The organism is Sphingomicrobium marinum (genome assembly GCF_026157105.1).
In the GTDB taxonomy this organism is placed as follows: Bacteria; Pseudomonadota; Alphaproteobacteria; order Sphingomonadales; family Sphingomonadaceae; genus Sphingomicrobium; species Sphingomicrobium marinum.
Genome location: NZ_JANPVQ010000001.1, coordinates 1,692,104 through 1,715,320, shown reverse-complemented (window position 1 = coordinate 1,715,320; position 23,217 = coordinate 1,692,104). Strand labels below are relative to the sequence as shown.

Annotated in this window: 23 protein-coding genes; 19 read left to right on the top strand and 4 right to left on the bottom strand. The window is 62.3% G+C overall.

Features of this window, described 5'->3' with window-relative positions; genetic code table 11:
• The first annotated feature begins 22 nt into the window (after positions 1-22).
• The 8 genes from NUX07_RS08750 (at position 23) to NUX07_RS08715 (ending at position 6,364) form a co-directional block, all read left to right on the top strand.
• Complete coding sequence (locus NUX07_RS08750; protein ID WP_265530191.1) at positions 23-3,202, top strand: intermembrane phospholipid transport protein YdbH family protein; 3,180 nt, start codon at positions 23-25, stop codon at positions 3,200-3,202.
• Positions 3,202-3,405 (top strand): YnbE family lipoprotein, encoded by a 204-nt coding sequence (locus NUX07_RS08745; RefSeq protein WP_265530190.1) that lies wholly within the window; start codon positions 3,202-3,204, stop codon positions 3,403-3,405. The genes NUX07_RS08750 and NUX07_RS08745 overlap by 1 nt, the downstream gene beginning before the upstream one ends.
• Positions 3,402-3,773, top strand: a complete 372-nt coding sequence (locus tag NUX07_RS08740) for a YdbL family protein (protein WP_265530189.1) — start codon at positions 3,402-3,404, stop codon at positions 3,771-3,773. Before NUX07_RS08745 ends, NUX07_RS08740 begins: the two co-directional genes overlap by 4 nt.
• Positions 3,774-3,949: 176 nt before the next feature.
• Positions 3,950-4,291 (top strand): AtpZ/AtpI family protein, encoded by a 342-nt coding sequence (locus tag NUX07_RS08735; RefSeq protein ID WP_265530188.1) that lies wholly within the window; start codon positions 3,950-3,952, stop codon positions 4,289-4,291.
• Positions 4,292-4,303: 12 nt separating this feature from the next.
• On the top strand, positions 4,304-5,089 hold the full coding sequence (locus NUX07_RS08730) for a F0F1 ATP synthase subunit A (RefSeq protein ID WP_265530187.1): 786 nt from the start codon (positions 4,304-4,306) through the stop codon (positions 5,087-5,089).
• A 27-nt stretch (positions 5,090-5,116) separates the two neighbouring features.
• Positions 5,117-5,344, top strand: coding sequence for a F0F1 ATP synthase subunit C (locus tag NUX07_RS08725; RefSeq protein ID WP_183933359.1), 228 nt, complete (start codon positions 5,117-5,119; stop codon positions 5,342-5,344).
• Positions 5,345-5,373: 29 nt separating this feature from the next.
• Positions 5,374-5,868 (top strand): F0F1 ATP synthase subunit B family protein, encoded by a 495-nt coding sequence (locus NUX07_RS08720; protein ID WP_265530186.1) that lies wholly within the window; start codon positions 5,374-5,376, stop codon positions 5,866-5,868.
• On the top strand, positions 5,861-6,364 hold the full coding sequence (locus NUX07_RS08715) for a F0F1 ATP synthase subunit B family protein (protein WP_265530185.1): 504 nt from the start codon (positions 5,861-5,863) through the stop codon (positions 6,362-6,364). The genes NUX07_RS08720 and NUX07_RS08715 overlap by 8 nt, the downstream gene beginning before the upstream one ends.
• A gap of 74 nt (positions 6,365-6,438) precedes the next feature.
• Here NUX07_RS08715 and NUX07_RS08710 read toward each other — a convergent pair whose 3' ends face one another.
• Together NUX07_RS08710 and paaZ are read right to left on the bottom strand one after the other, a co-directional pair.
• Positions 6,439-6,870, bottom strand: a complete 432-nt coding sequence (locus NUX07_RS08710; RefSeq protein ID WP_265530184.1) for a CBS domain-containing protein — start codon at positions 6,868-6,870, stop codon at positions 6,439-6,441.
• 63 nt (positions 6,871-6,933) lie between these two features.
• Positions 6,934-8,952: a phenylacetic acid degradation bifunctional protein PaaZ gene (gene paaZ, locus NUX07_RS08705; RefSeq protein ID WP_265530183.1), complete on the bottom strand. Its 2,019-nt coding sequence runs from the start codon at positions 8,950-8,952 to the stop codon at positions 6,934-6,936.
• 150 nt (positions 8,953-9,102) lie between these two features.
• Here paaZ and NUX07_RS08700 point away from each other — a divergent pair, with 150 nt between their 5' ends.
• Positions 9,103-9,579 (top strand): PilZ domain-containing protein, encoded by a 477-nt coding sequence (locus NUX07_RS08700; RefSeq protein ID WP_265530182.1) that lies wholly within the window; start codon positions 9,103-9,105, stop codon positions 9,577-9,579.
• Here the strand turns inward: NUX07_RS08700 and paaG are convergent.
• Positions 9,566-10,345 carry a 2-(1,2-epoxy-1,2-dihydrophenyl)acetyl-CoA isomerase PaaG gene (gene paaG / locus NUX07_RS08695; protein WP_265530181.1) on the bottom strand — a complete coding sequence of 260 codons (780 nt, stop codon included), beginning with the start codon at positions 10,343-10,345 and terminating at the stop codon, positions 9,566-9,568. The two genes, NUX07_RS08700 and paaG, sit on opposite strands and share 14 nt — an antisense overlap.
• A 167-nt stretch (positions 10,346-10,512) precedes the next feature.
• Between paaG and NUX07_RS08690 the strand changes: the two genes are divergently transcribed.
• The gene (locus NUX07_RS08690; protein WP_265530180.1) at positions 10,513-10,809 is read left to right on the top strand and encodes a hypothetical protein; all 297 of its coding nucleotides are present in this window, start codon (positions 10,513-10,515) and stop codon (positions 10,807-10,809) included.
• A 79-nt stretch (positions 10,810-10,888) separates the two neighbouring features.
• On the top strand, positions 10,889-11,392 hold the full coding sequence (locus NUX07_RS08685; RefSeq protein WP_265530179.1) for a DUF4402 domain-containing protein: 504 nt from the start codon (positions 10,889-10,891) through the stop codon (positions 11,390-11,392).
• Positions 11,393-11,394: 2 nt separating this feature from the next.
• Here NUX07_RS08685 and NUX07_RS08680 read toward each other — a convergent pair whose 3' ends face one another.
• Complete coding sequence (locus NUX07_RS08680; RefSeq protein ID WP_265530178.1) at positions 11,395-11,601, bottom strand: hypothetical protein; 207 nt, start codon at positions 11,599-11,601, stop codon at positions 11,395-11,397.
• Positions 11,602-11,670: 69 nt separating this feature from the next.
• Here NUX07_RS08680 and paaA point away from each other — a divergent pair, with 69 nt between their 5' ends.
• The 8 genes from paaA (at position 11,671) to NUX07_RS08640 (ending at position 23,108) form a co-directional block, all read left to right on the top strand.
• Positions 11,671-12,678: a 1,2-phenylacetyl-CoA epoxidase subunit PaaA gene (gene paaA / locus NUX07_RS08675; protein WP_265530177.1), complete on the top strand. Its 1,008-nt coding sequence runs from the start codon at positions 11,671-11,673 to the stop codon at positions 12,676-12,678.
• Positions 12,679-12,732: 54 nt separating this feature from the next.
• Positions 12,733-13,014, top strand: a complete 282-nt coding sequence (gene paaB, locus NUX07_RS08670) for a 1,2-phenylacetyl-CoA epoxidase subunit PaaB (protein WP_265530176.1) — start codon at positions 12,733-12,735, stop codon at positions 13,012-13,014.
• On the top strand, positions 13,014-13,865 hold the full coding sequence (gene paaC / locus NUX07_RS08665; protein ID WP_265530175.1) for a 1,2-phenylacetyl-CoA epoxidase subunit PaaC: 852 nt from the start codon (positions 13,014-13,016) through the stop codon (positions 13,863-13,865). Before paaB ends, paaC begins: the two co-directional genes overlap by 1 nt.
• A 4-nt stretch (positions 13,866-13,869) precedes the next feature.
• Positions 13,870-14,949, top strand: a complete 1,080-nt coding sequence (locus tag NUX07_RS08660) for a 2Fe-2S iron-sulfur cluster-binding protein (RefSeq protein ID WP_265530174.1) — start codon at positions 13,870-13,872, stop codon at positions 14,947-14,949.
• Positions 14,950-14,989: 40 nt separating this feature from the next.
• Positions 14,990-16,180, top strand: coding sequence for an amino acid aminotransferase (locus tag NUX07_RS08655; RefSeq protein WP_265530173.1), 1,191 nt, complete (start codon positions 14,990-14,992; stop codon positions 16,178-16,180).
• Entirely contained in the window at positions 16,173-18,221 is a 2,049-nt protein-coding gene (locus NUX07_RS08650; RefSeq protein WP_265530172.1) for an alpha-ketoacid dehydrogenase subunit alpha/beta, read from the top strand. Before NUX07_RS08655 ends, NUX07_RS08650 begins: the two co-directional genes overlap by 8 nt.
• 2 nt (positions 18,222-18,223) lie before the next feature.
• The gene (locus NUX07_RS08645) at positions 18,224-19,414 is read left to right on the top strand and encodes a dihydrolipoamide acetyltransferase family protein (RefSeq protein ID WP_265530171.1); all 1,191 of its coding nucleotides are present in this window, start codon (positions 18,224-18,226) and stop codon (positions 19,412-19,414) included.
• A gap of 199 nt (positions 19,415-19,613) precedes the next feature.
• Complete coding sequence (locus NUX07_RS08640) at positions 19,614-23,108, top strand: TonB-dependent receptor (RefSeq protein ID WP_265530170.1); 3,495 nt, start codon at positions 19,614-19,616, stop codon at positions 23,106-23,108.
• Positions 23,109-23,217 lie beyond the last annotated feature (109 nt).

The following is a 23,217-nucleotide window of genomic DNA, read 5'->3' as shown; positions in this document are numbered from 1 at the left end:
GCCTCCGGTCTAGGAGTGAGTGGTGACGAGTGAAGAACAGGCTGTAGCACCGCCGCGACGGCGAGGGCGCAAGCGTCGCATTGCGGGGCGCTCGCTATTGTTCATGTTGGTCGTTGCCGTCTTCATTCTTGCAGGGGCGTGGTGGCAGCGCGAACGGCTGGTCGACGACATGCTGCGCGATCAGCTGGCCGAACTCGGCGTCGACGGCGACTATACGATCGAACGCGTCGGGCTGCGGACCCAGCGTTTTCGCAACCTGGTGCTGGGGCCCGAGGACGATCCCGATCTTACCGCCCGATTCGTCGAACTGGAAACGCGCATCTCGCTGTTGGGGAAGGTGCAAGTCTATCGCGTGGTGGCGAGAGGCGTGCGCCTCAAGGGCGTCATCGCCGAAGACGGAAGCTACACATTCGGCGCACTCGATCCGCTGCTGCCGGAGCCTAGCGATGAAGCGTTTACGCTACCCACGATCTCGGTCGATCTTGCGGACACCGCTATCTCCCTCGTGACGCCCTACGGGCCGCTCGGCATCGGGATCGAAGGCAGCGGGAACCTGACGGGCGGATTTGCTGGGAAAATGGCATTCGCCTCGCGTCAGCTGGCCTTTGGGGCATGCACGATCGATGCGATGGGCGGCACGCTCGATATCGCAATCACGGCGCGGCGGATCGGCGTAGATGGCCCGCTCGATGCCGATGCGCTGGTATGCGGGGATGTGCTGGCTGCGCAGGCGCCCAAACTGGTGTTCGGGCTGGAGATGGCCGAAAGTTTCGATCGCTTTTTCGATAGCGAGCTACGCCTCGAGGCGGCGGGGATCGACGCAGGGCAGAACCTCGTGGCCGAGCGCAGCGCCTTGCGGCTGGACGGGGCTGGGCCGCTCGATCGCATCGTCGGTGACTATCGCTTCACTGCGCGCCAGGGCGATGGCGCCGGCCTCGACGCGGGGACGCTATCAAGCGATGGCGATTTTCGCCTCGATCTCAAGGCGCCCGCGGCACTGGTCGAAGGATCGCTCTTCGCGCGCGATGCCCAACTCAGTGGCGCCCGGCTGGCCGGATTGGTCGACGCGCTCGATTCGCTCGGATCGACACCGCTGGAGCCGGTCGCCGATCGCCTCGCAGACGCACTCAGGCGCAACGCGCGGCGTTTTGATGCGCAGGTTGACGCGCGGCTGGCGTGGGAAGACGGCGCACCTGTCGACCTGCGCCTTCGTGGGCTGCGCGGCAGCTCGGCGGCAGGCGGCCGGCTGACAAGCACCGGACAGGCGCGGCTGGCGGACGGAGCCTGGAGGATCGATGGGCGGATTTCGCTAGACGGTGGAGGACTGCCGACAACGCAGCTCGCGCTGCGCGACGCGCCGGGCGAACCCTTGTCGGGCGTGATCAATATCGCGCCGTACCGCGCCGGTTCGGCGTCAGTGGCCCTATCCCAGCTGGGCTTTCGCAGTGTCGGCGATGGCTACGCCTTCAATGGCGATGTTCGCATCAGCGGGCCATTCAAGGGAGGCCGGGTCGATGGGTTGGCCGTGCCCCTCGAAGGGCGACTTGTCGGGGGCCGCCTGTCGCTCGGGCAAGGCTGCGTTCCGGTACGGTTCGAACGGCTGGTGCTTAACAGCCTAAACTTGGCGCGCACGGCTTTTCGCCTCTGCGGGCAACGCGGCGCGCTGCTCACTGCGGGACCCGATGGGACGCGTTATGCGGTGACGACCACAGGCGTCGCGCTCAACGGGACGCTGGGCGGCAATCCGTTCGCGCTCACCGCCAGCGATGCGATGCTGGCGAGCGAGCAGTTCACGTTGAACAACGTCGACGCCACGCTGGGGAGCCCGCTCAATCCGGTCTCGATCCAGGCGGAAAGGCTAGCTGGCGATTTCGCTGCTGCCGGCATGAACGGATCCTTCGCGGGCGCGCAGGCGACGATCGGCGAGGTGCCGCTGCTGATTTCCGACGCCAACGGCACGTGGCAGGAGCGCGCGGGTATCGTCACGCTGGCAGGCAGCATCACGGTAAGCGACCGTGTCGAACCGGTCCGTTTCTATCCGCTGGTTAGCGACAACGCGCGGCTCGTCATCGGCGACGGGCGGATCGACGCCGCGGCGACCCTGCGGCACCCATATAGCGGCATCTCGATTGCCGATGTGACGGTCGCGCAGGACCTAGAGACTGGCCTTGGCGGCGCCGATATCCTCGTCGAAGGCATAAATTTCGGCGAGGCGCTGCAGCCCGAAGAGATCACGCCGCTGACCGAAGGCGTGGTAGCGCTGGTCATCGGGCGCTTCGAAGGCGTCGGGCGCATCGACTGGGGAGGCGGGGCGGAGGTGCGCTCGACCGGTACCTTCCGCGTCATCGATACCGATCTTGCGGCGGCGTTTGGTCCGGTCGAAGGGCTCGACAGCACGATCAACTTCACGAACCTGCTCGCATTGCAGACCGCGCCTGCGCAGATCGCGACGGTCGACCTCATCAATCCGGGTATCCCGGTCGAAAACGGCGTCATCACCTACCAGCTGCTCGGCAACAAGCTGGTCAAGATCGACGAGGGGCGCTGGCCGTTCATGGGCGGGACGCTGACGCTCGACACCACCGTGCTCAACTTTGAAAGCGGGCAGCCCAAGCGCCTGACCTTCGTGGTCGACGGGTTCGATGCGGCGATTTTTGCCGATACGCTCGAGCTCACCGCGGTCTCGATGAGCGGGATATTCGACGGGGTGCTACCGACGATCTTCGATATCCAGGGCGGCCGCGTCGTCGGCGGTCGGCTCGATGCGCGTCCCGGCGGCGGAATCCTCGCTTACAATGGCGACTGGAGCGAGAGCAGCCTGGCGACGCGGCTCACCATGGGGCTGATCAGCAATCTTCGCTACGAAAGCATGATCGTGCGGCTCGACGGTGATCTCGACGGCGAATTTGCAACGCGTCTCGATGTCGAAGGGGTGAGGCTGGGTGAAAGCCGCGCCGCGACGATCCTCAAAAGCTTCACGCGCGTTCCGGTCAATCTAAATGTGACGATCACCGGTCCGCTGCGCGCGGTTATCGCGACGCTGCAAAGCTTCCGCGATCCGCGCACCTTGATCACCGACATCTTGCCGCAGCCGCTGGAGGATATCCCCGGCGCGACGACAAGCGTCACGGTGCTCGATGAAGAGCGCGAAGAAGAGCAGGTCTCGACAGATGCGGGCGATGTCCGCAAGGAGGAAGAGTGATGAAACGACTGGTCATATTGCCGGCGCTGCTGGGCTTGGGCGGCTGCGTCACGTTGGAGCAGCCCGAAAAGCCGATCGACATCAACCTGAATGTGAAGATCGAGCAGGAGGTGCTGGTTCGCCTCGATCGTGAGGTCGATGCGCTCATCAGCGAAAATCCCGAAGCGTTCCCCGTGGCGAACGAGGCGGAAGAGCCCCAATGATCTCGCTATTGGCGTTGATGCTGGCCACGCAGGCGCCGAGCGCCAGCGAGCGCGTGACCATTGCACTGGCCGACGGACGCGTGGGTGAGCGCTATGACGGCTATCTCGATTTCGTTGTCGAGCCCGACCTCTCGACGCGCCGCGCGGTCGGAAACGTCAATGCGCGGCGGCGGGCGCTCTATACCGAGCTTGGCCAACGCCGGAACATCGCGCCCGAACGCGTCGGAATCTATACGGGCTGCCGCCTGATGGCGCGGGTGCCGCAGGGCGGCTGGTACCAGCTGGCCGACCGCGCCTGGCAGCAGCGGATCGAGGGTACACCGCCGCCCAAGCCCGATTATTGCCCGACCGCGAACGACGCGCCATAGGCTGCGCCGAAGTCGGGCATCTTTTTTCCTCGGGGCAGACCGTTACAAGCCGCGAGAGTGTTGACACTCAAAGCCCCCCTTCATAAAGGGGCGGCGCCTAGGCGGATTTGTTTGATCCCAACGCCCTTTGCGCCAGCCTTTTTCAAAGGGTTGGCGCGTTTCATAAAGGAAGGACGATGGCCAAAAACGAAGAAGCCGGGGGGCCGCGGAAAACTCCTGAGGATGTGCGGATCGATTCGCTTGAAGAGCGGCTCGAACGAGCACAGGCAAGGGAGGCCGAGCGGACGGGAACGAAGCAGAAGGGCCCTGACGAAAACGAACGGGTCGGAAGCAAGGTTATCTCGCTCCTTATCGGTGGCCTCGTGGGCGGGATTGCCATCGGATGGGCGCTCGATCGCCTGTTCGATACCGGTGGGGTTCTCCTCATCGTCGGTCTCGTCCTCGGGATACTCGGCGGTTTCTGGAGTATTATCCGGGTGGCGATGGGATCGCCCAAACCACCCCAGGGACTTGATTAGGACGAGAGTACCGTGGCGCAAGAAGCCGGCAAGATCGATCCAATGAGCCAGTTCGAGGTGACCACCCTGTTCGGTCAGGAGTGGGAAGTCCTCGGCTATGCCATTCCCTTCACCAACTCGGCGGCGTGGATGGCGGCTACGCTTGTTGCGCTCTGGCTGTTCATGCTGGGCGGGATGAAGCGCGAACTGATCCCCGGCCGCTGGCAGATGGCGGTCGAAGGCGTCACCGGCTTCATCAGCGACATGGTCGATGCCAATATCGGCCCCAAGGGCAAGCGCTACGTTCCCTACATCTTCTCGCTCTTCATGTTCATCCTCGTGGCGAACATGCTGGGCATGCTGCCGACCGCCATCTTCGGCGTGAAGGCGTTTACCGTGACGAGCCACCTTACCGTGACCGGCGTCCTGGCGATGGCGACCTTCGCGATCGTCCTGTTGGTCGGTTTCGGCACGCACGGCATCAAGTTCTTCAAGTTGTTCATTCCCGCTGGCACGCCGCTGGTGATGATCCCGATGATCTTCCTCATCGAGCTGATCAGCTTCCTCGTGCGCCCTTTCAGCCTTGCGGTTCGCCTGTTCGTCGCGATGACGGCGGGACACGTCCTGCTCAAGGTGCTAGCGGGCTTCGTGATCAACGCAGGTTCGGCCGGCGCGGTAACCGCAGCCGCTGTCTCGCTGCCCAGCTTCGTTCTGATGATCGGTATCAGCCTTCTCGAACTGCTGATCGCCTTCATCCAGGCCTATGTTTTCGCCCTGCTCGCGTCCTCGTATCTCAACGACGCGATCAACCTTCACTAATTCGAATTTCAACTAGGAGTTTTCAAAATGGACGCAGAAGCCGCAAAGCTTATCGGTGCCGGTCTCGCCGCAATCGGTGTTGGCATGGCCGCCCTCGGTGTGGGCAACATCTGGGGTTCGTTCCTGTCGAGCGCGCTGCGCAACCCGGCAGCTGCCGACGGCCAGCAGGGCCGTCTTCTCATCGGCTTCGCCGTGACCGAGCTTCTCGGCCTGCTGGCGTTCGTCGTTGCGATGATCCTGCTCTTCGTCGTCTGATCACGCTCAACGCTTCTTAGGGGTCGGCTATGCCGCAGATTGCCCAAATCGCGGAAATCTACGCGTCGCAGCTTTTCTGGCTCGCGATCTTCTTCGGTCTGTCCATCTTCATCGTGGGCTACGGCATGCTGCCGAAGATCATGAAGACGGTGGAAGACCGTGATGCGAAGATCGCGGCTGACCTTGCCGAAGCCAAGGCGGCGCAGGAAGGCGCGGACAATCTCGAGGATGGCTATCGCGCCAAGCTCGATGAAAGCCGCGCCGAAGCGCACAAGCTGACGTCGGAAGCCAAGGCGCAGGCTGCTAAGAAGACCGAAGCGAGTCTCAAGCGCGCCGAAAGCAGCATCGACAAGAAGCTGGCCGAAGCCGCCGAGGAACTGGCGGCGGCGCGCGCTGCTGCGCTGAAAGAGCTCGAGACGGTCGCGACCGAAGCCACGCAGGACATGGTCGCCAAGGTCTCGGGCCTCAAGGTGACCAAGACCGACGCCAAGGCCGCTGTCTCGAAGGAGCTGAAGCATGCTTAAGCTGATGCTTGCCGCGGGTGACAGCTATCTGACCGACACGACGGTGTGGGTGGCGCTGTCGATGCTGGTCGTGATCGGCCTGATGGTCTGGAAGAAGGTGCCCGCCGCGATCGGCAAGGCGCTCGATGAAAAGATCAACGCGATCAAGGAACAGCTCGACGAAGCCAAGCAGCTTCGCGCTGAAGCCGAAGCGCTCAAAGCCGAATATGAAGCCAAGGCCAAGGCTGCCGAAAAAGACGCCGCCGCGATCCGCGAACGCGCAGCTGAAGAGGCTGACGCGATCGTCAAGAAGGCGGCTGCCGACGCCAAGGAAATGGTCGCGCGCAAGAAGGCCATGGCCGAAGCCAAGATCGCTGCCGAGCAGCGTCAGGCGGTCGACGAGCTGAAAGCGCTGGCCGCCAACGCCGCAGCAGCGTCGGCGGCAAAGATCATCGCCGACAAGGCCGATGCCGACGCCGATGCCAAGATGATCGACGAGGCGATCGCCAAGATCTAGTCGACTCGAAAAGCACACAGAAAAGGGCCCGGAAGCGATATGCCTCCGGGCCCTTTTTCATATTGGTGCGGGACTTAGCTCTGCTTGTGCAGGTCGCCGCGCGCGCTGACGCCCTGCAGCGCCATCTCGTCGGCATTGGTGCCGCTCTCGCGAGCAATGTCGCCAAGGCTGACGACGCCGACAAGCTCCTGGTTTTCGCCAATCACGGGAAGGCGGCGGACCTGGCATTCCTTCATCTTCTGGGCGGCCTGTTCGATCGTGTCGTTGACCGAGCAGCATTCGGGCGAACTCGACATGAGTTCTTCGACGCAGCAATTACCGTCCTTGCCTTCGGCGACACCGCGCACGGCAATGTCACGATCGGTGATGGTACCGACGAGCTTTTCACCGTCGCACACGGGCACGAAGCCAGTATCTTCCGACAGCATAAAGCTCGCGGCTTCCTTGACGCTCGCCTTTGGGCTGACCGTTTTGATGTCCTTGGTCATGATTTGATCGATCTGCATATTCGTTTCTCCTCCTTGGGAATCACGAATAAAACAAATGGCTTAGTGGGATCGTTCCGACCGTCAGGGGGTGTTTTCGGTGAGAAGTGTGTAAGTCGCGACCTGTTCGTCGTCCTGGTTGAAAACTTCGACCTGCCATTTGACGACGCCCGTTTCCTCGGACTTGATCGACTTGGACTTCACCGTCAGTTCGACGCGCATCGTATCGCCGGGATAGAGCGGGGTCAGGAATTTGAGATCCTCCAGACCCGTATTGGCGAGCACGGGGCCGGGATCGGGGTCGACGAACAGGCCGGCAGCAAAACTCAGGATGAGGTAGCCGTGGGCGACGCGGCCCTCGAAGATGGGCGATGCTTTGGCGGCTTCCTCGTCCATGTGGGCGTAGAAGGTGTCGCCGGTGAAGTTCGCGAAATGCTCGATATCCTCGATCGTGACTTCGCGCGTGTCGGAATAGAAGGTTTGGCCCAGTTCCATCTCGCTCATCTTGAGGCGGAAGGGATGGACTTGGCTCTGCGTTTTGCTCGCGCCCGGTATGTATTGGCCGCTGATGGCTGCGATCATGTCGGGCGTGGACTGGATCGCGGTGCGCTGCATGTAGTGATGCAGGCCGCGCACACCGCCCATTTCCTCGCTGCCGCCGGCGCGGCCGGGGCCGCCATGGATGAGGACGGGGAGGGGGGATCCGTGCCCGGTCGACAGCTTGGCGTTGTCACGGTTGATGACCAGCATCCGGCCGTGGAAAGCCGCCGCGCCGCGCACGAAAGTGGCTGCAGCTTCAGGGTCATGGCTGAAGAAGCTCAATGCAAGGCTACCCATGCCGCGATTGGCGAGCGCGATGGCGTCATCGATATCCTTGTAGGGCATGATCGTGGCGACAGGCCCGAAGGCTTCGACGTCGTGGACCGCATCGGCGCTCCAGGGATCGTCGGCGCGTAGCAGCGTGGGCTCGATGAACGCACCGCCTTCGATGCCGACATTGGCGGAAGGGTCGCCATGGACAATGCGCGCGCCGCCGTCGACCAACTCGGCGATCTTTTCGCGCACGTCATCGCGCTGCGAACAGCTTACCAGCGCGCCGAGCGTCGTTTCCTTCTCGCGCGGGTCGCCGATCGATAGTGCGGCAAGCTTCTCCTTGATGGCGGCCTCGACCGCGTCGAGATGCGCGGCCGGCGCCATCGCACGGCGGATTGCGGTGCACTTCTGGCCCGCCTTTACCGTCATCTCGCGGACCACTTCGGCGATGAAAAGATCGAACTCGGGGGTGCCGGGCGAAGCATCGGGGCCGAGCAGCGAGGCGTTGAGACTGTCCTGCTCGGCCACGAAGGTGACGCTTTCCTTGAGCACGGTCGGGTGGTTCTTGAGCTTGCCCGCGGTCCAGGCGGAACCGGTGAAGCTCACCACATCCTGCCCCTCGAGGTGATCGAACAGGTCGCCGACCCCGCCGACGATAAGTTGCACCGCGCCTTCGGGCAGCACGCCGGTGTCGATCATGATGCGAAACGCCGCTTCGCACAGATAGCTGGTCGCGGTCGCCGGTTTGACGATGCACGGCATCCCCGCAAGCAGCGTCGGCGCGACCTTTTCGAGCATTCCCCAGACGGGAAAGTTGAAGGCGTTGATATGCACCGCCGCGCCCTGTTTGGGCGTCATGATGTGCTGGCCGATGAAGCCCGGCTCCTTGGCCAGCGCTTCCTGCGGCCCATCGAGCGTCACGTGGGCATCGGGCAAATGCTTGCGGCCGGTCGAGGAATAGGAAAGCAGCGTCAGCGCGCCGCCATCGATATCGATCCAGCCATCGCCGCGGGTCGCGCCCGAATGCGGGTTCAATGCGTACAGCTCTTCCTTGCGCTCCATGATGGCGAGGCCAAGGCTCTTGAGCATCCAGGCACGCTCATGGAAGGTCATCTTGCGCAGCGCCGGCCCTCCGACAGTGCGTGCGTGATCGAGCATCGCTTTGAAATCGAGCCCGTCCGACCCGGTGCGCGCGACGATCGATCCGTCGATGGCACTGGGGATGTCGCGGGCATTGTCGCCCTCGATCCATTCGCCGCGGGCATAGTTCAACAACTGGATGGTCTTCATACGTGCCTCCTGATCGGCCCTTCGCCTATCTGGCCGCCGGTTGGAGCGCAATGGGGCACGCATCCGCTCCACTTCGGATTGATCGGCAGCATCCTGTCAGTGCGATCCGTGATACTTGCCGCATCGCCCGTGGGGACGGGAGTATGAGCGATGAAACAGCGCGAGGAACGCGTGCCGGCCCATGTCCCGGCGCGCCTGCGCGGACAGTCCGGCTGGTCCGATGCGACGATCACGAATATCTCGGAGCACGGTCTGTGCTTCGTGAGCAACGGTCGCTACGAATGCGGGCATTACCTGGAATTGCGGCGGGGCAGCCACGTCATCATCGCGCGGATCGTCTGGAGTGCGGACGGGCGCTGCGGGGCGCAAACGCAAGACACGCTGCCCGTGTTCGACATCATCAACGACTGGCCCGCGGCACGGCGCAAGTTCGGACTTGCCGTGGTCGAGAGGCGCCGCGACCGTACACGCACGCCGGATTGGCAGCGACAGCTCGGCCAACGTCTCCAGTTTGCCTCCCTTGGACTGGTCGGCCTGTTTGTCGCCGTCGGGATCGGACAGTCGGTCTATTCAACCTTGTCGACGCCGTTTCGCGCGGTCGAGGCGGCGCTGGTCAGCGGCCCTTGAAGTCAGGATTGCGCTTCTCGAGGAATGCCGCAACGCCTTCCTTGTAATCTTCGGTAAAGCCCAAGCGCCGCATCTCGTCGCGCTGCAGGTCGAGCTCGGTGTCGAGGTCGCGGCTCCAACTCGATCGCACAAGTTTCTTGATTGCGGCGAGACCCAGCGGCGGTGACGCAGCAAGCCTGCTCGCAAGTTCATCGACTTCATCATCGAGCGCATCGTCGTCGACCGCCTTCCAGATCAGGCCCCAATCGGCCGCCTGTTCTGCCGAAAGCGGCGCGTCGGTCAGCGCGAGGCCGAGCGCGCGGGCCTGACCGAGGTGGCGGGTCAGATGCCAACTGCCGCCGCTGTCGGGGATTAGCCCAAGCTTGGCAAACCCCTGGATGAATTTGGCGGATTTCGCTGCGATAACAATATCGCAGGCAAGGGCGATGTTGGCGCCCGCGCCTGCGGCCACGCCATTGACGCGCGCGATGATGATTTGCGGCATCGTCGCGAGCATACGGATCAGCGGGTTCCAGCTGGCTTCCACCGTTTCGCCCAGGTCGACCGTCTCGCCCGGTGCGACATTGCGATCGTTGAGATCCTGGCCGGCGCAAAAGCCGCGGCCTTCGCCGGTGAGGATAATGACGCGAACACCCTCAAGGCCGGTCAGCGCATGCTTCAATTCAGCATGCATCGCTGCGGTAAAGCTGTTGAGGCGATCAGGGCGGTTGAGCGTTATGCGGGCAATGTGCCCGTCAATCTCGACGTTGATATTTTCGTAAGCCAAGGGGCTGATTCCTGCCGATAAACGGATGCTTCTTTTCGATGAGCAAAGCCGTGGATGCAACCCGGTCTCCTGTGCAAAGTCTTAACATAAGTGTATAGAAAACATTGTCTCCGCCGAGTCGGAGATGGGTCGAGCGTTCCTGCAAACAGGAAACGAAGGGGAAGACCATGAAAGATCCGATCAGCAATTCGATCGTCGTACTGGCAGTCGCCAGTTTGATGGCAGGTCCTGCTGCAGCAGGTGAAATCACCGGCAACGGCAAGGATATTGTCGTCAAAGGTAAGTCGGAATGCGCTTATTCGGGCATCAACGACACGCCGGAAGGCGACGAGATGGATCCTGGCGGCCTGGTGCAGAGCTACGGCTATTTCTTCAATTATGTGCTGCGCGATGCCGTGCCGCGTCCCGAGAAGAACGGGGAGCTATTTTTCCTTCACCCGGGGAATGCCTGTAATCCCGGTTGATTCTTCTAGGCCGTAGCATTTGCCGTCGTGGTTAACGGGATTTTCACCATAATGGGCCAATCTTGGCACCGTTATGGTGATGAACCCACTTTCACGCCTGTGCGCCCTAGTGGCGCTGACGGTTGCGTTCGTCGCGGCGCCGGAGACGGCGTACGCCCAGCGCACCGATGCGAAGGTGAAGGTGAAGCTGGTCAAGCCGTTGGTGCTGACCCGCCAGCAGGATCTCGATTTCGGCACCATCATCCTTGCCCAGGGTGCCGGCACGATGGCGGTGACGATCCAGCCTGATGGCACGCTCGACTGTCCGGCGCCTCTGTTGTGTACCGGCACGCCGCTGCCGGGCATCTTCAATATCAAGGGCTCCAACCGGCTCAACGTCGTGATCAGGTCGAGTGCCAGCAATCTGGAAAATAGCGTCACGCGCGACACGATCAGCTTTACCCCGATCACGCCTTCGCGCGTGGTCATACCCAATTCGGGCAACCAGGGTGTAGATTTCGGCGTCGGGGGCACTTTGCTTGTGCCCGAAACGGCTGCGGGAGATTACGAAGGCATCATCGAAATCACCGCCGAATATGAGTGACGCTACTTGGCGTAGCTTTCCAGAAAGCCGCAGCGTTTGCAGCGATATTGCGTGATCGGAATGCGATCTTCCTTGGCGAACTTGTATCCGTACCAGCGCTTGTCCGGCTTGCCGCGGATGAAGCCGCCAAGATGGGTCTCACCATAGCCCTTGTCGAGCTGGTAGCCCTCCTCAATCTGGCTCGATCCGCATCTGGGGCAATCTCTCATCACGCCTGACGCTCCTACCGTCGTAAGTCCCGATTGAATTTGGCGCAGAAAATCCCTAATTCCAAGCCTATGTACACGACCGAACTCGACAAGGGCGACGGCCCGAAGAATCCCACCAAAGTCACCTCGATCGACGGGGGCGAACCGCAGCATCTGGTAGACGCCTTCGAAGCGAGGGTGGCCGCCGACGAGTTCATCGAGCCCAAGGACTGGATGCCCGAGGCGTATCGCAAGACGCTGGTGCGCCAGATTTCGCAGCACGCGCATAGCGAGATCGTGGGTATGCTGCCCGAAGGGAACTGGATCAGCCGTGCGCCGTCGCTGCGCCGCAAGGCCATCCTGCTCGCCAAGGTACAGGACGAGGCAGGCCACGGCCTCTATCTCTATTGCGCCGCCGAAACGCTCGGCACGAGCCGCGAGGAAATGATCGAGGCGCTGCATTCGGGCAAGGCGAAGTACAGCACCATCTTCAACTATCCGACGCTTACCTGGGCGGATATCGCGGCGATCGGCTGGCTGGTCGATGGAGCGGCGATCATGAACCAGGTCCCGCTGCAGCGCACCAGCTATGGGCCCTATGCTCGTGCGATGGTGCGGGTGTGCAAGGAAGAAAGCTTCCACCAGCGCCAAGGCTACGAAGCGATGATCGCGCTCGCCAATGGCACCGACGAACAGAAGCGGATGGCGCAGGATGCGCTCAATCGCTGGTGGTGGCCGAGCCTGATGATGTTCGGTCCGCCCGATGACAAGTCGCCCAATACCGAGCGTTCGATGCGCTGGCGTATCAAGCGCGAGACCAATGATGAGCTGCGCCAGAAGTTCGTCGATATCTCGGTCCCGCAGGCGGAATATCTTGGCCTAACGGTTCCCGATCCCGATCTGAAGTGGAACGAGGAAAAAGGTGGCTATGATTTTGGTGACATCGACTGGGAAGAATTTTACGCGGTCGTGCGCGGCGAAGGCCCGGTCGCCAAGGAGCGTATGAAGGCGCGCCGCGATGCTTGGGAAACGCAGGCTTGGGTCCGCGAAGCTGCTGACGCGCACGAAGCGAAAAAGCGCGCTGCCGCTGCGGCCTAGACATTGCGGCGGTCAAGCGCCTAAGCCCCAGCCCGCATAGTGACGGGAGAGATCATGTCTGACTGGCCGCTTTGGGAAGTATTTGTGCGCTCGCGCGGCGGGCTCAGCCACCGCCACGTCGGCAGCGTGCATGCGCCCGACAAGGAAATGGCTTTGAACCACGCGCGCGACACTTATACGCGCCGCATGGAAGGCGTAAGCCTGTGGGTAGTGAAGTCGGACGACATTGTCGCCAGCGATCCCGATGAAAGCGGCCAGATATTCGAGCCTGCCGCCGACAAGGTGTATCGCCACCCGACATTCTACGACATTCCGGACGAGGTGAAGCACATCTGATGCCAAGCTTGCCGACCATTTCCGAGAAAGACGAAGCCAAGGCCGAGGCGAAAGACGGTCGACTGCCGAGGGGCAGTTTCGACGCGCCGAGCGAGGGCGCGCATGATGCCGCAACGGTCGATTACCTGCTGGAGCTTGGCGATGATGCGCTGATCCTTGGCCAGCGGCTGGGCGAATGGTGCGGACACGCCGCCTCGGTCGAGGTCGACCTGAGCCTTGCCAACATGGGGCTCGACCTGATCGGGCAGGCGACCAATTTCCTCACCGCGGCGGGGCGATCGAGCAACGCGCAGGACGCCGACGAGCTGGCGTTCCACCGCGACGTCTTGGACTTCAAAAACTGCCTGCTGGTCGAACAGCCCAATGGCGATTTCGCGCAGACGATGGCGCGCCAACTGCTCTTTTCCACGTGGCAGCACATGCTGCTCGGTCGCTTGGCGGAATCGAAGGACGAGACGATCGCCGGCATCGCCGCGAAAAGCGTGAAGGAAGTCGCCTATCACCGCGAACTGGCGAGCGACTGGGTCGTCCGCCTTGGCGATGGCACCGAGGAAAGCGCGCGCCGCATGGCCGAAGGGCTCGACTGGAATTGGCGCTTCATTCCCGAATTGTTCGAGGTCACCGAGGACAAGCAGGAGTTGATCGAGCGCGGTATCGCGGTCGATCCGCGCACGTTCGAAGACGAATATCGCGGCGCCATTGCCGCGGTACTGGGCGAAGCGCAGCTCCCTGTTCCTGAAGACCAGCGCCCGATCCTTGGCGGTCGGCGCGGCCATCATTCCGAACATCTCGGCCACCTGCTCGCCGTCATGCAATTCCTGCCCCGCACCTATCCGGACGCCGAGTGGTAGGACGATGAGCAAGGACGAATTTATCGAGCTTCGCGTCGCCGACGTGATCGCCGAAACCGACGATGCGAACTCGATCCTTTTCGAAGTGCCCGAGCAGCACCAGCCGCTGTTCGCCTTCAAGGCAGGCCAGCACCTGACGCTGAAAGCAGAGATCGACGGCGAGGAAGTGCGGCGCAACTATTCGCTTTGCGTGGCGCCGCATGAGGGCGTGTGGAAGGTCACCGTCAAACGGATCGAGGGCGGGGTATTCTCCAACTGGGTCGGCGATGAACTGAAGCCAGGCGATACGCTAGAAGTCATGCCGCCGCATGGCAGCTTCACGACCCAATTCGACGCCGACGCTGGGGCGCGGCGTTACGTGGCTTTTGCTGGTGGCAGCGGGATCACGCCCGTGATGAGCCTCATTCGTACTGCGATGATCAGCGAACCGAAAAGCCGCTTCACGCTGTTTTATGGCAACCGCGACAGCAATTCGATCATCTTCCTCGACGAGCTCAGCGATCTCAAGGACCGCTACATGGGCCGCTTCGAGCTGTTCCACTTCCTTTCCGACGAGGCGGGCGAGGTGGACTTGTTCAACGGAATGCTGACGCGCGAAACGTGCGACATGATCCTCGATACGTTCGTCCAGGATCCCAAAGCGGTCGAAGGCTATTTTATCTGCGGGCCCGGCCCGATGATGGACGCGGCCGAAGCGGCCTTGCTCGACAAGGGGGTCGACAAGCCTCGGATCCATATCGAGCGTTTCACCGCCGGCACGCCGTCGGCAGCGGCGTCCAAGCGGGTCGCCAAACTCAAGCAAGAGGCTTCGGGCACCACGTTGTGGGTCACGCTCGATGGCCGCGCCCGCAAGGTTGCCTTCGATGGCGACAATATTCTCGACAGCGCGCGCGAGGCCGGGCTGCCCGCGCCGTTTGCTTGCAAGGCGGGCGTGTGCGCCACCTGCCGCGCCAAAGTGATCGAAGGCGAAGTCGAAATGGGGGCGCGCTACGGGCTTACCGACGAAGAGATCGAAGCCGGCTATATCCTGACCTGCCAATCGGTCCCCAAGGGCGATGGCGTGAAGGTCGATTATGACGCTTGAGGCTTTGCGCCGGGCGGTTTTTTAGGCTAGCCACGCGGCCATGCTGACCGACACGAAGTCTCGCTTGCTCGACGGCCTCGAGCACATCGAACCCGACGCGCTGCTCCAGCTTATGGTGATGGCGCGCGATGACGAGCGTCAGGGCAAGATCGATGCCGGTGTCGGCGTGTTCAAGACGAGCGAGGGCAAGACGCCCGTAATGCGCGCGGTCAAGGAAGCCGAAAGGCGTCTTCACGAGGAACAGGACAGCAAGGCTTATCTTGGCATGGCTGGCGACAAGCTGTTTCCCAAGTTGCTCGCACCGATCGTTTTTGGCGAAGAGCTTAGCGACAACATGATCGGCCTGCAGACCCCGGGCGGTTGCGGCGCGCTGACGCTGGCGTTCAAGTTGGTCGAAGCCGCGCGCCCGCAGGCGCGGGTCCTCGTCGGCACGCCGACCTGGGCCAATCACCAGCCGCTGATTGCGGGCGCCGACCTCGAGATCGTCGAATATCCCTATTACGACAAGGCGGGTACCAGCCTGTGCTGGGATGCGATGGTCGCGGCGCTCAAGAGTGCGCGGAGCGGGGATGTCGCGCTGCTCCACGGCTGTTGCCACAACCCGACGGGCGCCAACCTGTCGGTCGACCAATGGCATGAGGTCGCAGCGATTCTCGTCGATCGCGGCGTCATCCCCGTAATCGATATCGCTTACCAGGGGCTTGGCGTCGGGTTGGAAGAGGATGCCGCTGGCCTGCGCATCATCATGGATGCCTGCCCCGAAGTGATCGTAGCGCAAAGCTGCGACAAGAATTTCGGCGTTTACCGCGATCGCGTCGGCACGCTGTTCGTCAAGGCCGCCGATGCCGAGACGGCGGCGCTCACGATGAAGCATGTCCAGCAGATCGCCCGCGAAATGTGGTCGATGCCGCCCGATCATGGCGCGGCGCTGGTGCGCATTGTCCTCAGCGATCCCGAACTCACCGCTATGTGGCGCGCCGAGCTGGACGAGATGCGCGAGCGCATCAACGATTTGCGCTGCCGCGTGGCCGCAAGCGATCCGCGCCTCGCATATATCGGCGATCAAGAAGGCATGTTCTCGATGCTGCCGGTAACGCCCGAGCAGGTCGTGAAACTGCGCGAAGAGCACGCCATCTACGTTGCCAATAACGGCCGCTTCAACGTCTGCGGCATGGGCGATGACCAGGTCGACAGCTTCACGAGCGCGGTGAAGGCGGTGATGGATGGCTAGCGTTGCCGAGGATCGCCCCGCGGACGCGAAGGAGCCTGCCTTTAGCTGGGAAGATGTCGCGCGCCTGGTGTTGACCAGCCGCGAAATGGACCGGCTCGAGGAAGAGGAGCTCGTCCCGTCCAAGAAGGTGCTCTACCAGTTCTCCGCGCGCGGGCACGACATGGCGCAGGTCATCCTCGGCCTTCACCTACGCGATGGCGATGCGGCATGCGGCTATTATCGTTCGCGCCCGATGCTGCTCGCATTAGGCGTCGACAAGGCTGACGCGCTGGGATCGGGCATGGGCCGCGAGGGCGGCTATTCAAACGGGCGCGATATCGGCGTGGTGTTCAACTATCCCAATCCGGGCGGCTGCCACGCATTGCCAATGTGCGGCGGGGTAGGGGCGCAATATACGCCAGCGGCCGGCTGGGCGCAGGCGATTACCTACAAGGCCAAGGTGCTGGGCGAAGAGGATAACGGCGCGATCGCGGTGGTGCTTGGCGGCGACGCCAGCTGCGCGACCGGCGGCTTCTGGTCGGCGCTGACCATAGCAACGACGCAGCAACTGCCATTGCTCTTTTTCATCGAGGATAATGGCTACGGCATCTCGGTGCCTTCGACCTACCAGACGCCGGGCCAGAACATCGCGGCAAACCTTGCCAGCTTCAAGGGCCTGACGATATTCGACGGTGACGGTACCGAGCCCGAGGAAGCTGCCGACCTGATCGGCAAGGCCGTGGCGCATGTTCGCGAGCGCAAGGGCCCCGCGCTGTGCCGCCTGACGGTGCCGCGTCTCGAAGGCCATTCGGCGCAGGATACGCAGACCTACAAGTCGGAAGAAGAGATCGCCGCCGAATGGGCGCGCGATCCGCTCCCCAAGTTGAAGGCGCTCAACAACAATCTCGACTGGGACATGATCGAGCAATCGGTCGCGCTCGAAGTCGACAAGGCGCGCGAGCGGGCCGAAGCGCGCGGCGTCTCTGACCCCGATAAAGTCGCCGACGGCGTATTCTTCGAGGGCGAGCATGCGGACGTTGGCGGGCAGGCAGGGCTCAGTCTCGAGGGCACGCACGAAGATCCGCGTCCCGAGGGGCAGCGCATCAACATGGTCACCGCAATCCGCAAGGTCCTGGACCAGGAACTCGCGGCCAATCCGAAGATGAGCGTGTTTGGTGAGGACGTCGGCCCCAAGGGCGGCGTTCATGCCGTCACTCTGGGGCTTCAGGAAAAATACGGCCACGACCGCGTCTTCGACACTTCATTGAACGAAGAAGGCATTGTCGGACGTGCAGTCGGCATGGCGATGGCGGGATTGCTGCCCGTCCCCGAAATCCAGTTCCGCAAATATGCCGAGCCTGCGACCGAGCAGATCAATGACTGCGGCACGATCCGCTGGCGCACGCATAACCGCTTCGCCGCGCCCATGGTGCTGCGCATTCCGGGTGGCTTCTTCAAATGCGGTGATCCCTGGCATAGCCAGACCAACGAGGTGCAGTTTGTCCATAATCCCGGCTGGAAAGTGGCGGTGCCTTCGAACGCCGAGGACGCGGTCGGGCTGTTGCGCATGGCGCTGCGCGGCAACGATCCGACGATCTTTTTCGAACATCGCGCAATGCTCGACGAAAGCTGGGCGCGGCGGCCTTATCCGGGCGATGGCTATGTGCTGCCGTTCGGTAGAGCGAAGAAGACGCGCGAGGGCGACCAGATCACGATTGTCACCTGGGGTGCCATGGTGCCACGCTGCGAGGATGCGGCCAAGGATATCAGCGCTGACGTGATCGACCTCAGGACGCTTCAGCCCTGGGACAAGGACATGGTGCTCGAAAGCATCGCGAAGACCCATCGCTGCCTGATCGTTCATGAAGACCTACGCACGGGTGGCTTCGGCGCCGAGATCGCGGCCGTAGTGGCGGACAAGGCCTTTCTCGATCTCGATGCACCCGTCGAACGCGTGACGATGCCCGACATTCCGTCGCCGCATCACCCCAAATTGCTCGAAGCGGCGGTGCCCTCGGCCGAGGATATTCGCGCGAAAATCACGGAAATGCTGGAGTTTTGAGCTTGATCGACGTTCTCGTTCCCGAAGAGCAGGAAGGCACCAAGGCGGTCGTTCGCGGCTGGTTGAAGGCGGTCGGCGAGCGCGTGGAAGAGAATGATCCGCTGGTCGAATTGGAAACTGACAAGGTTACGCAGGAGGTGCCCGCGCCTGCAGCTGGCGTGCTGACCGAGATCATCCTCGATACCGATGCCGAAGCCGAGCCGGGCGCGCTGCTCGCGCGGATCGATCCTGCCGGCGAGGCAAGCGATGCAGCGCCTGCTGCCATAGCGCCTGCAGAGGCTGGAAAGGCACCCAAACCGACGGCATCTTCGGGGACTATCGACAAGGCTTCGGTCCTCAAGGAGACGCGACTGTCGCCTGCCGTGCGCCGCGCTTGCCTGCAGCACGAGATCGACCCGGCCGCCATCGACGGCACCGGCCGAGATGGCCGCGTGACGCTCGAAGACGTGCACCGCGTTCTCGCCGATGGTCCCGCCATCGCGGTCGCGTCATCGCACGCTACGTTCGCGCCTGACGACATTCCGCATGATCGGATGCGCAAGACGATTGCCGACAACATGGTGAAAGCGGTCACCGATGCGCCGCACGTGACGGCGCTGTTCGAAGCCGATTTCTCCGCCATCGCCGCGCACAAGGCGGCGATGAAGGAAAAGGACGTCAAGCTCAGCTACACCGCCTACATCGTCAAGGCGGCCGCCGAAGCGATGGCGGCCGCGCCGGCGATCAACGGACGCTGGGAAGAGGACCGCATCGCGATATCGCCAACCATCGATATCGGCGTGGGCACTGCGTTGGGCGACAAGGGCCTGGTCGTGCCCGTGGTCAAGGATTGCGGCAGCCTGTCGCTTAAGCAGATCGGCGCGAAGCTCGACGAACTTACGACCAAGGCGCGCGATGGCAAGCTCGATCGCAAGGACGTATCCGGCGGCAGCTTCACCATCTCCAATCACGGCGTATCGGGTAGCCTTCTGGCGGCGCCGATCATCCTGCATCAGGGGCAGGCGGCCATCCTTGGGGTGGGCAAGCTGGAAAAGCGGGTCGTCGTGCGCGAACTGGACGGACAGGACGTCATGGTAATCCGCCCCATGGCTTACGTCACGCTGACGATCGATCACCGTGTCGTGGATGGCCATCAGACCAACGGCTGGCTGAGTCGGTTCGTCGAGATATTGGAACAATGGCCAACAGATTGAACGGCGACTACTGACATTTTTGTCGATAGTCTGCAGACGCGCATTTCTGCCAAAAAGTTGCGGTTTTTGCGTCGCACCGACCTGCAAAATAATTCCTACAATGTCATTGTAACAATCCTGTAATATGAGTCCCCTAGCGCGCCCCCAACGTCGCGCGTGAGATGCGGCGAAAATTTCTATTTTGCGGGGACTCAAAAAGATGAAAAAGCTTCCATTCCTGCTGGCCGCGAGTGCGCTGTCAGCCGGTTCGATGATTGTGGCCGCTCCGGCTGCAGCGCAGCAGACAACGTCGGGCATTCAGGGCACGGTCACGGCCGAAGACGGCACCGAACTTGCCGGCGCCAGCGTGGTCGTCACCGATACGCGTACCGGTCAGACCAGCGCGCTGACTGCCAATAGCGATGGCCGTTTCTCGGTCACCAACCTGCCCACGGGCGGCCCTTACACCGTCACCGCAACCGCCAATGGCTATCAGGGCCAGACGGTCAACGACCTCTTCATCAACCTTTCGGGTGCCACCAGCCTGACCTTCGAACTGGCCTCGGTCGACGGCGACGTCACCCAGGATGTCATCATCATTACCGGCGCGCGCGCGCAGGCCACCACGCTGGCCATCGGTCCGTCGACCTCGATCGGCACCGAGACGCTTGAAGCGCTGCCGACGATCAACCGCGACGTTCGCGACTTCATCCGCATCGACCCGCGCGTCAACATCGAGCGTTCGGGTGACGAAGTCGACCGCATCAGCTGCCTCGGCGGCAACGATCGCGGCAACACCTTCACCGTCGACGGCATCGCCCAGGCCGACGTTTTCGGCCTTAACGGTACGCCGTTCGCATCGCGTAACTCGCTGCCGCTGCCGTTCGACGCGGTTCGCGAAACCTCAATCGAGTTTGCCCCGTTCGACGTCGAATACGGCCAGTTTACGGGCTGCGCCATCAACGTCGTCACCAAGTCGGGCACCAACAAGTTCTCGGGCTCGGCCTTCTTCGAGTATCGTGACGAAAACTTCCGCGGTGACACCGCTGGCGGCATTACCTTCGAACCGGCGGAATTCGACGAGAAGCGCTTTGGCGCGACGCTGGGCGGCCCGATCATCAAGGACCGCCTTTTCTTCTTCCTCGGCTATGAAGAACTCGACAGCTCCTCGGTCGTAGAATTCGGTCCCAAGGGCCTCGGCTTCCCCAACGAAGCCGAATTCGTCAACGAAGCGCAGTTCAACGAATATGCCAACATCCTGAGCTCGGTTTATGGCTACGACATCGGCCCGATCCCGCGTTCGGCGCAGGAAGCCAACCAGCGCTACTTCGGTCGCATCGATGCCTACATCACCGACGATCACCGTCTCGAGCTGACCTATCAGCGCCTCGAAGAAGACAATATCGAACCTGACTTCGGTGGCGGCCAGTATGGTGGCCTCAACAGCTTCGAACTCGAAGGCACGATCTCGGATTACTATTCGGGCCGTCTGTTCTCGCAGTGGAGCGACAGCTTCTCGACCGAACTGCGCTACTCGCGCGCCGAAGTCGGCGACGTCCAGGGTCCGGTCGGCGGCGGTGAAGCGCAGTCGGAAAATCCGCTGACGCGTATCGTCGTCGCGCAGATCGAAGACACCTGCCCCGATCCGACCGATTCGGATCTCTATGGCGATCCGGGCTGCGACGTCGGCCTGCTCGTCTCGGGCCCGGGCATCTTCCGTTCGGCCAACCAGCTCGACACGACGGTCCAGCAGTTCAAGGCTGCGGCGAACCTCGAAGCCGGCAATCACACCATCACCATCGGTGGTGAAGCAAACCTGCTCGACGTGTTCAACCTGTTCATCATCAACGCCACCGGCACGCTCTACTTCGAAAACTTCGATGACCTGCGTGCAGGCCGCCTGGCCTCGGGTCGCGGCTTCTTCCCGGATGCCGAAGACTTGCTGACGGGTCAGGGCTGGGGTGCCGACATCAACGCAACGCCGACCGGCGATCCGTTCGAAGCGGCCGCCGAATGGAGCCGCAACATCTACACCGCCTATATCCAGGACGACTGGCAGGTCACCGACCAGCTGAACGTGCTGTTGGGCGCGCGGATGGACTTCTACGATGGTGATGCACCGCGCCGTAACCCCAACTTCGTTGAGCGTTATGGCTTCGGCAACGACTTCAGCTTCAGCGATCTCGATCCGGTGTTCCTGCCGCGTGCGGCGTTCACCTACAGCCTCGACAATGACGGTTTCTTCTACGACACGACCGTCAAGGGCGGCGTCGGCATCTTTGCCGGTGGTGACCCAACCGTGTGGCTGTCGAACGCCTTCTCGAACAATGGCTTCTCGGCGGGCCTCGGCTCGACCCGTTTCGCCGATTGTTCGGCGCTGCCGATGGATAACGGCCAGATCGACGTCGTCGTGAACGGCCAGTTCCAGGGCTTCCCCGATTGCGTCCGCGCCAGCGGTTCGGACTCGGCGGCTCGCGGTCTTGCCGATACGCAGTCGACCGATCCCAACCTCAAGGTCCCGACGGTCATTCGTAGCAACCTTGGTATCTCGACCCGCTTCGGCAATGGCGATGGCGGCTTTTTCGATAACTGGGAAGCCAACGTCGATTACATCTTCAGCCGTTACGAAAACCCGTTCAACTTCGTCGATCTCTCGATGGTGCCGGATATCCAACGACCCAATGGAGGTTTCGCGATCGACGGTCGGCCGCTCTACGCCGCGATCGATCCGAGCCGGGATGACTGTAACGCGGTCCTCCTGAACCAGGGCGGCACCCCGCCGACCTATGAAGGTGTGACGGCTGACTGCTTCCGCACCGGTCGTGATGACGAAATCCAGCTGACCAACGCTGACGGCTATGAAAGCCACGTCGTGTCGCTGCTGCTGCGCAAGCGCTTCGACAGCGGTATCTTCACCGATGGTGGCCGGGTCTATTTCAACCTGGGCTATGCGTTCACCGATGCGAACGAGCGTCGTACCAACGACAACTCGACCGCAACGTCGGGCTATGACCGTACGGCCGCGTTTGACCGCCAGAATCCTGCGGTTCGCACGTCGACCTTCTCGGTGAAGCACAACTTCTCGGCCAGCATCAACGTGCGCGAGCAGTTCTTCGGTGACAACGACACCTCGCTCGGCATGTTCTTCCGTGCCACGTCGGGTCGTCCGTACAGCATCGTGTTCCAGGAAGGTGCCAATTCGATCTTCATCAATGGAAATCGAACGAACATCGGCTTCCACGACTCTTCGTCGGGTGACTTCAACGCGCTCGCCTACATCCCCACGGGTGTGGACGATCCAAACCTGTCGCCTGAGAGCGATTTCGGTGCGGTTGCGGACTTCGTGCAGTTCCTGCCGACGCTCGATTGCGAGCTCGAGCTGGGCCGCTCGGCCGAAGCCAATACCTGCTCGAACGACTGGTTCTTCGACATGGATCTGCGCTTCAGCCAGGAAATCCCGGGTCCGGGCAACCTGTTCGGTGTCAACGACAAGATCGAACTCTACGCCACGATGGATAACTTCCTGAACTTCCTGAACGGCGACTGGAACGAGCTGCGCACCTATGGTTCGACGCTCGGCCTGATCGACGGTGGTGTCGACGATAACGGTCTCTACGTGATCCGTGACTTCGACATGCCCGATGCCGGCGACAACGAAGTCCGCGTGACCTCGTCGACCTGGCGCATGAAGGTCGGCATCCGCTACGAGTTCTAAGCTCTAGCGACTGACAAACGAAAATGCCCTCGTCCGGGAAACCGGGCGGGGGCTTTTTCTTTGCGTCCGCTGCAACGGGCTGTCACCATTCCCTTAACGATTTCGCGGC

Excerpts from the sequence above, each read along its gene's own strand:
- NUX07_RS08745 (WP_265530190.1), top strand. The coding sequence starts at position 3,202 with ATGAAACGACTGGTCATATTGCCGGCGCTGCTGGGCTTGGGCGGCTGC.
- NUX07_RS08740 (WP_265530189.1), top strand. The coding sequence starts at position 3,402 with ATGATCTCGCTATTGGCGTTGATGCTGGCCACGCAGGCGCCGAGCGCC.
- NUX07_RS08735 (WP_265530188.1), top strand. The coding sequence starts at position 3,950 with ATGGCCAAAAACGAAGAAGCCGGGGGGCCGCGGAAAACTCCTGAGGAT.
- NUX07_RS08725 (WP_183933359.1), top strand. The coding sequence starts at position 5,117 with ATGGACGCAGAAGCCGCAAAGCTTATCGGTGCCGGTCTCGCCGCAATC.
- NUX07_RS08720 (WP_265530186.1), top strand. The coding sequence starts at position 5,374 with ATGCCGCAGATTGCCCAAATCGCGGAAATCTACGCGTCGCAGCTTTTC.
- NUX07_RS08715 (WP_265530185.1), top strand. The coding sequence starts at position 5,861 with ATGCTTAAGCTGATGCTTGCCGCGGGTGACAGCTATCTGACCGACACG.
- NUX07_RS08710 (WP_265530184.1), bottom strand. The coding sequence starts at position 6,870 with ATGCAGATCGATCAAATCATGACCAAGGACATCAAAACGGTCAGCCCA.
- paaZ (WP_265530183.1), bottom strand. The coding sequence starts at position 8,952 with ATGAAGACCATCCAGTTGTTGAACTATGCCCGCGGCGAATGGATCGAG.
- NUX07_RS08700 (WP_265530182.1), top strand. The coding sequence starts at position 9,103 with ATGAAACAGCGCGAGGAACGCGTGCCGGCCCATGTCCCGGCGCGCCTG.
- NUX07_RS08690 (WP_265530180.1), top strand. The coding sequence starts at position 10,513 with ATGAAAGATCCGATCAGCAATTCGATCGTCGTACTGGCAGTCGCCAGT.
- NUX07_RS08685 (WP_265530179.1), top strand. The coding sequence starts at position 10,889 with ATGAACCCACTTTCACGCCTGTGCGCCCTAGTGGCGCTGACGGTTGCG.
- NUX07_RS08680 (WP_265530178.1), bottom strand. The coding sequence starts at position 11,601 with ATGAGAGATTGCCCCAGATGCGGATCGAGCCAGATTGAGGAGGGCTAC.
- paaA (WP_265530177.1), top strand. The coding sequence starts at position 11,671 with ATGTACACGACCGAACTCGACAAGGGCGACGGCCCGAAGAATCCCACC.
- paaB (WP_265530176.1), top strand. The coding sequence starts at position 12,733 with ATGTCTGACTGGCCGCTTTGGGAAGTATTTGTGCGCTCGCGCGGCGGG.
- paaC (WP_265530175.1), top strand. The coding sequence starts at position 13,014 with ATGCCAAGCTTGCCGACCATTTCCGAGAAAGACGAAGCCAAGGCCGAG.
- NUX07_RS08660 (WP_265530174.1), top strand. The coding sequence starts at position 13,870 with ATGAGCAAGGACGAATTTATCGAGCTTCGCGTCGCCGACGTGATCGCC.
- NUX07_RS08655 (WP_265530173.1), top strand. The coding sequence starts at position 14,990 with ATGCTGACCGACACGAAGTCTCGCTTGCTCGACGGCCTCGAGCACATC.
- NUX07_RS08650 (WP_265530172.1), top strand. The coding sequence starts at position 16,173 with ATGGCTAGCGTTGCCGAGGATCGCCCCGCGGACGCGAAGGAGCCTGCC.
- NUX07_RS08640 (WP_265530170.1), top strand. The coding sequence starts at position 19,614 with ATGAAAAAGCTTCCATTCCTGCTGGCCGCGAGTGCGCTGTCAGCCGGT.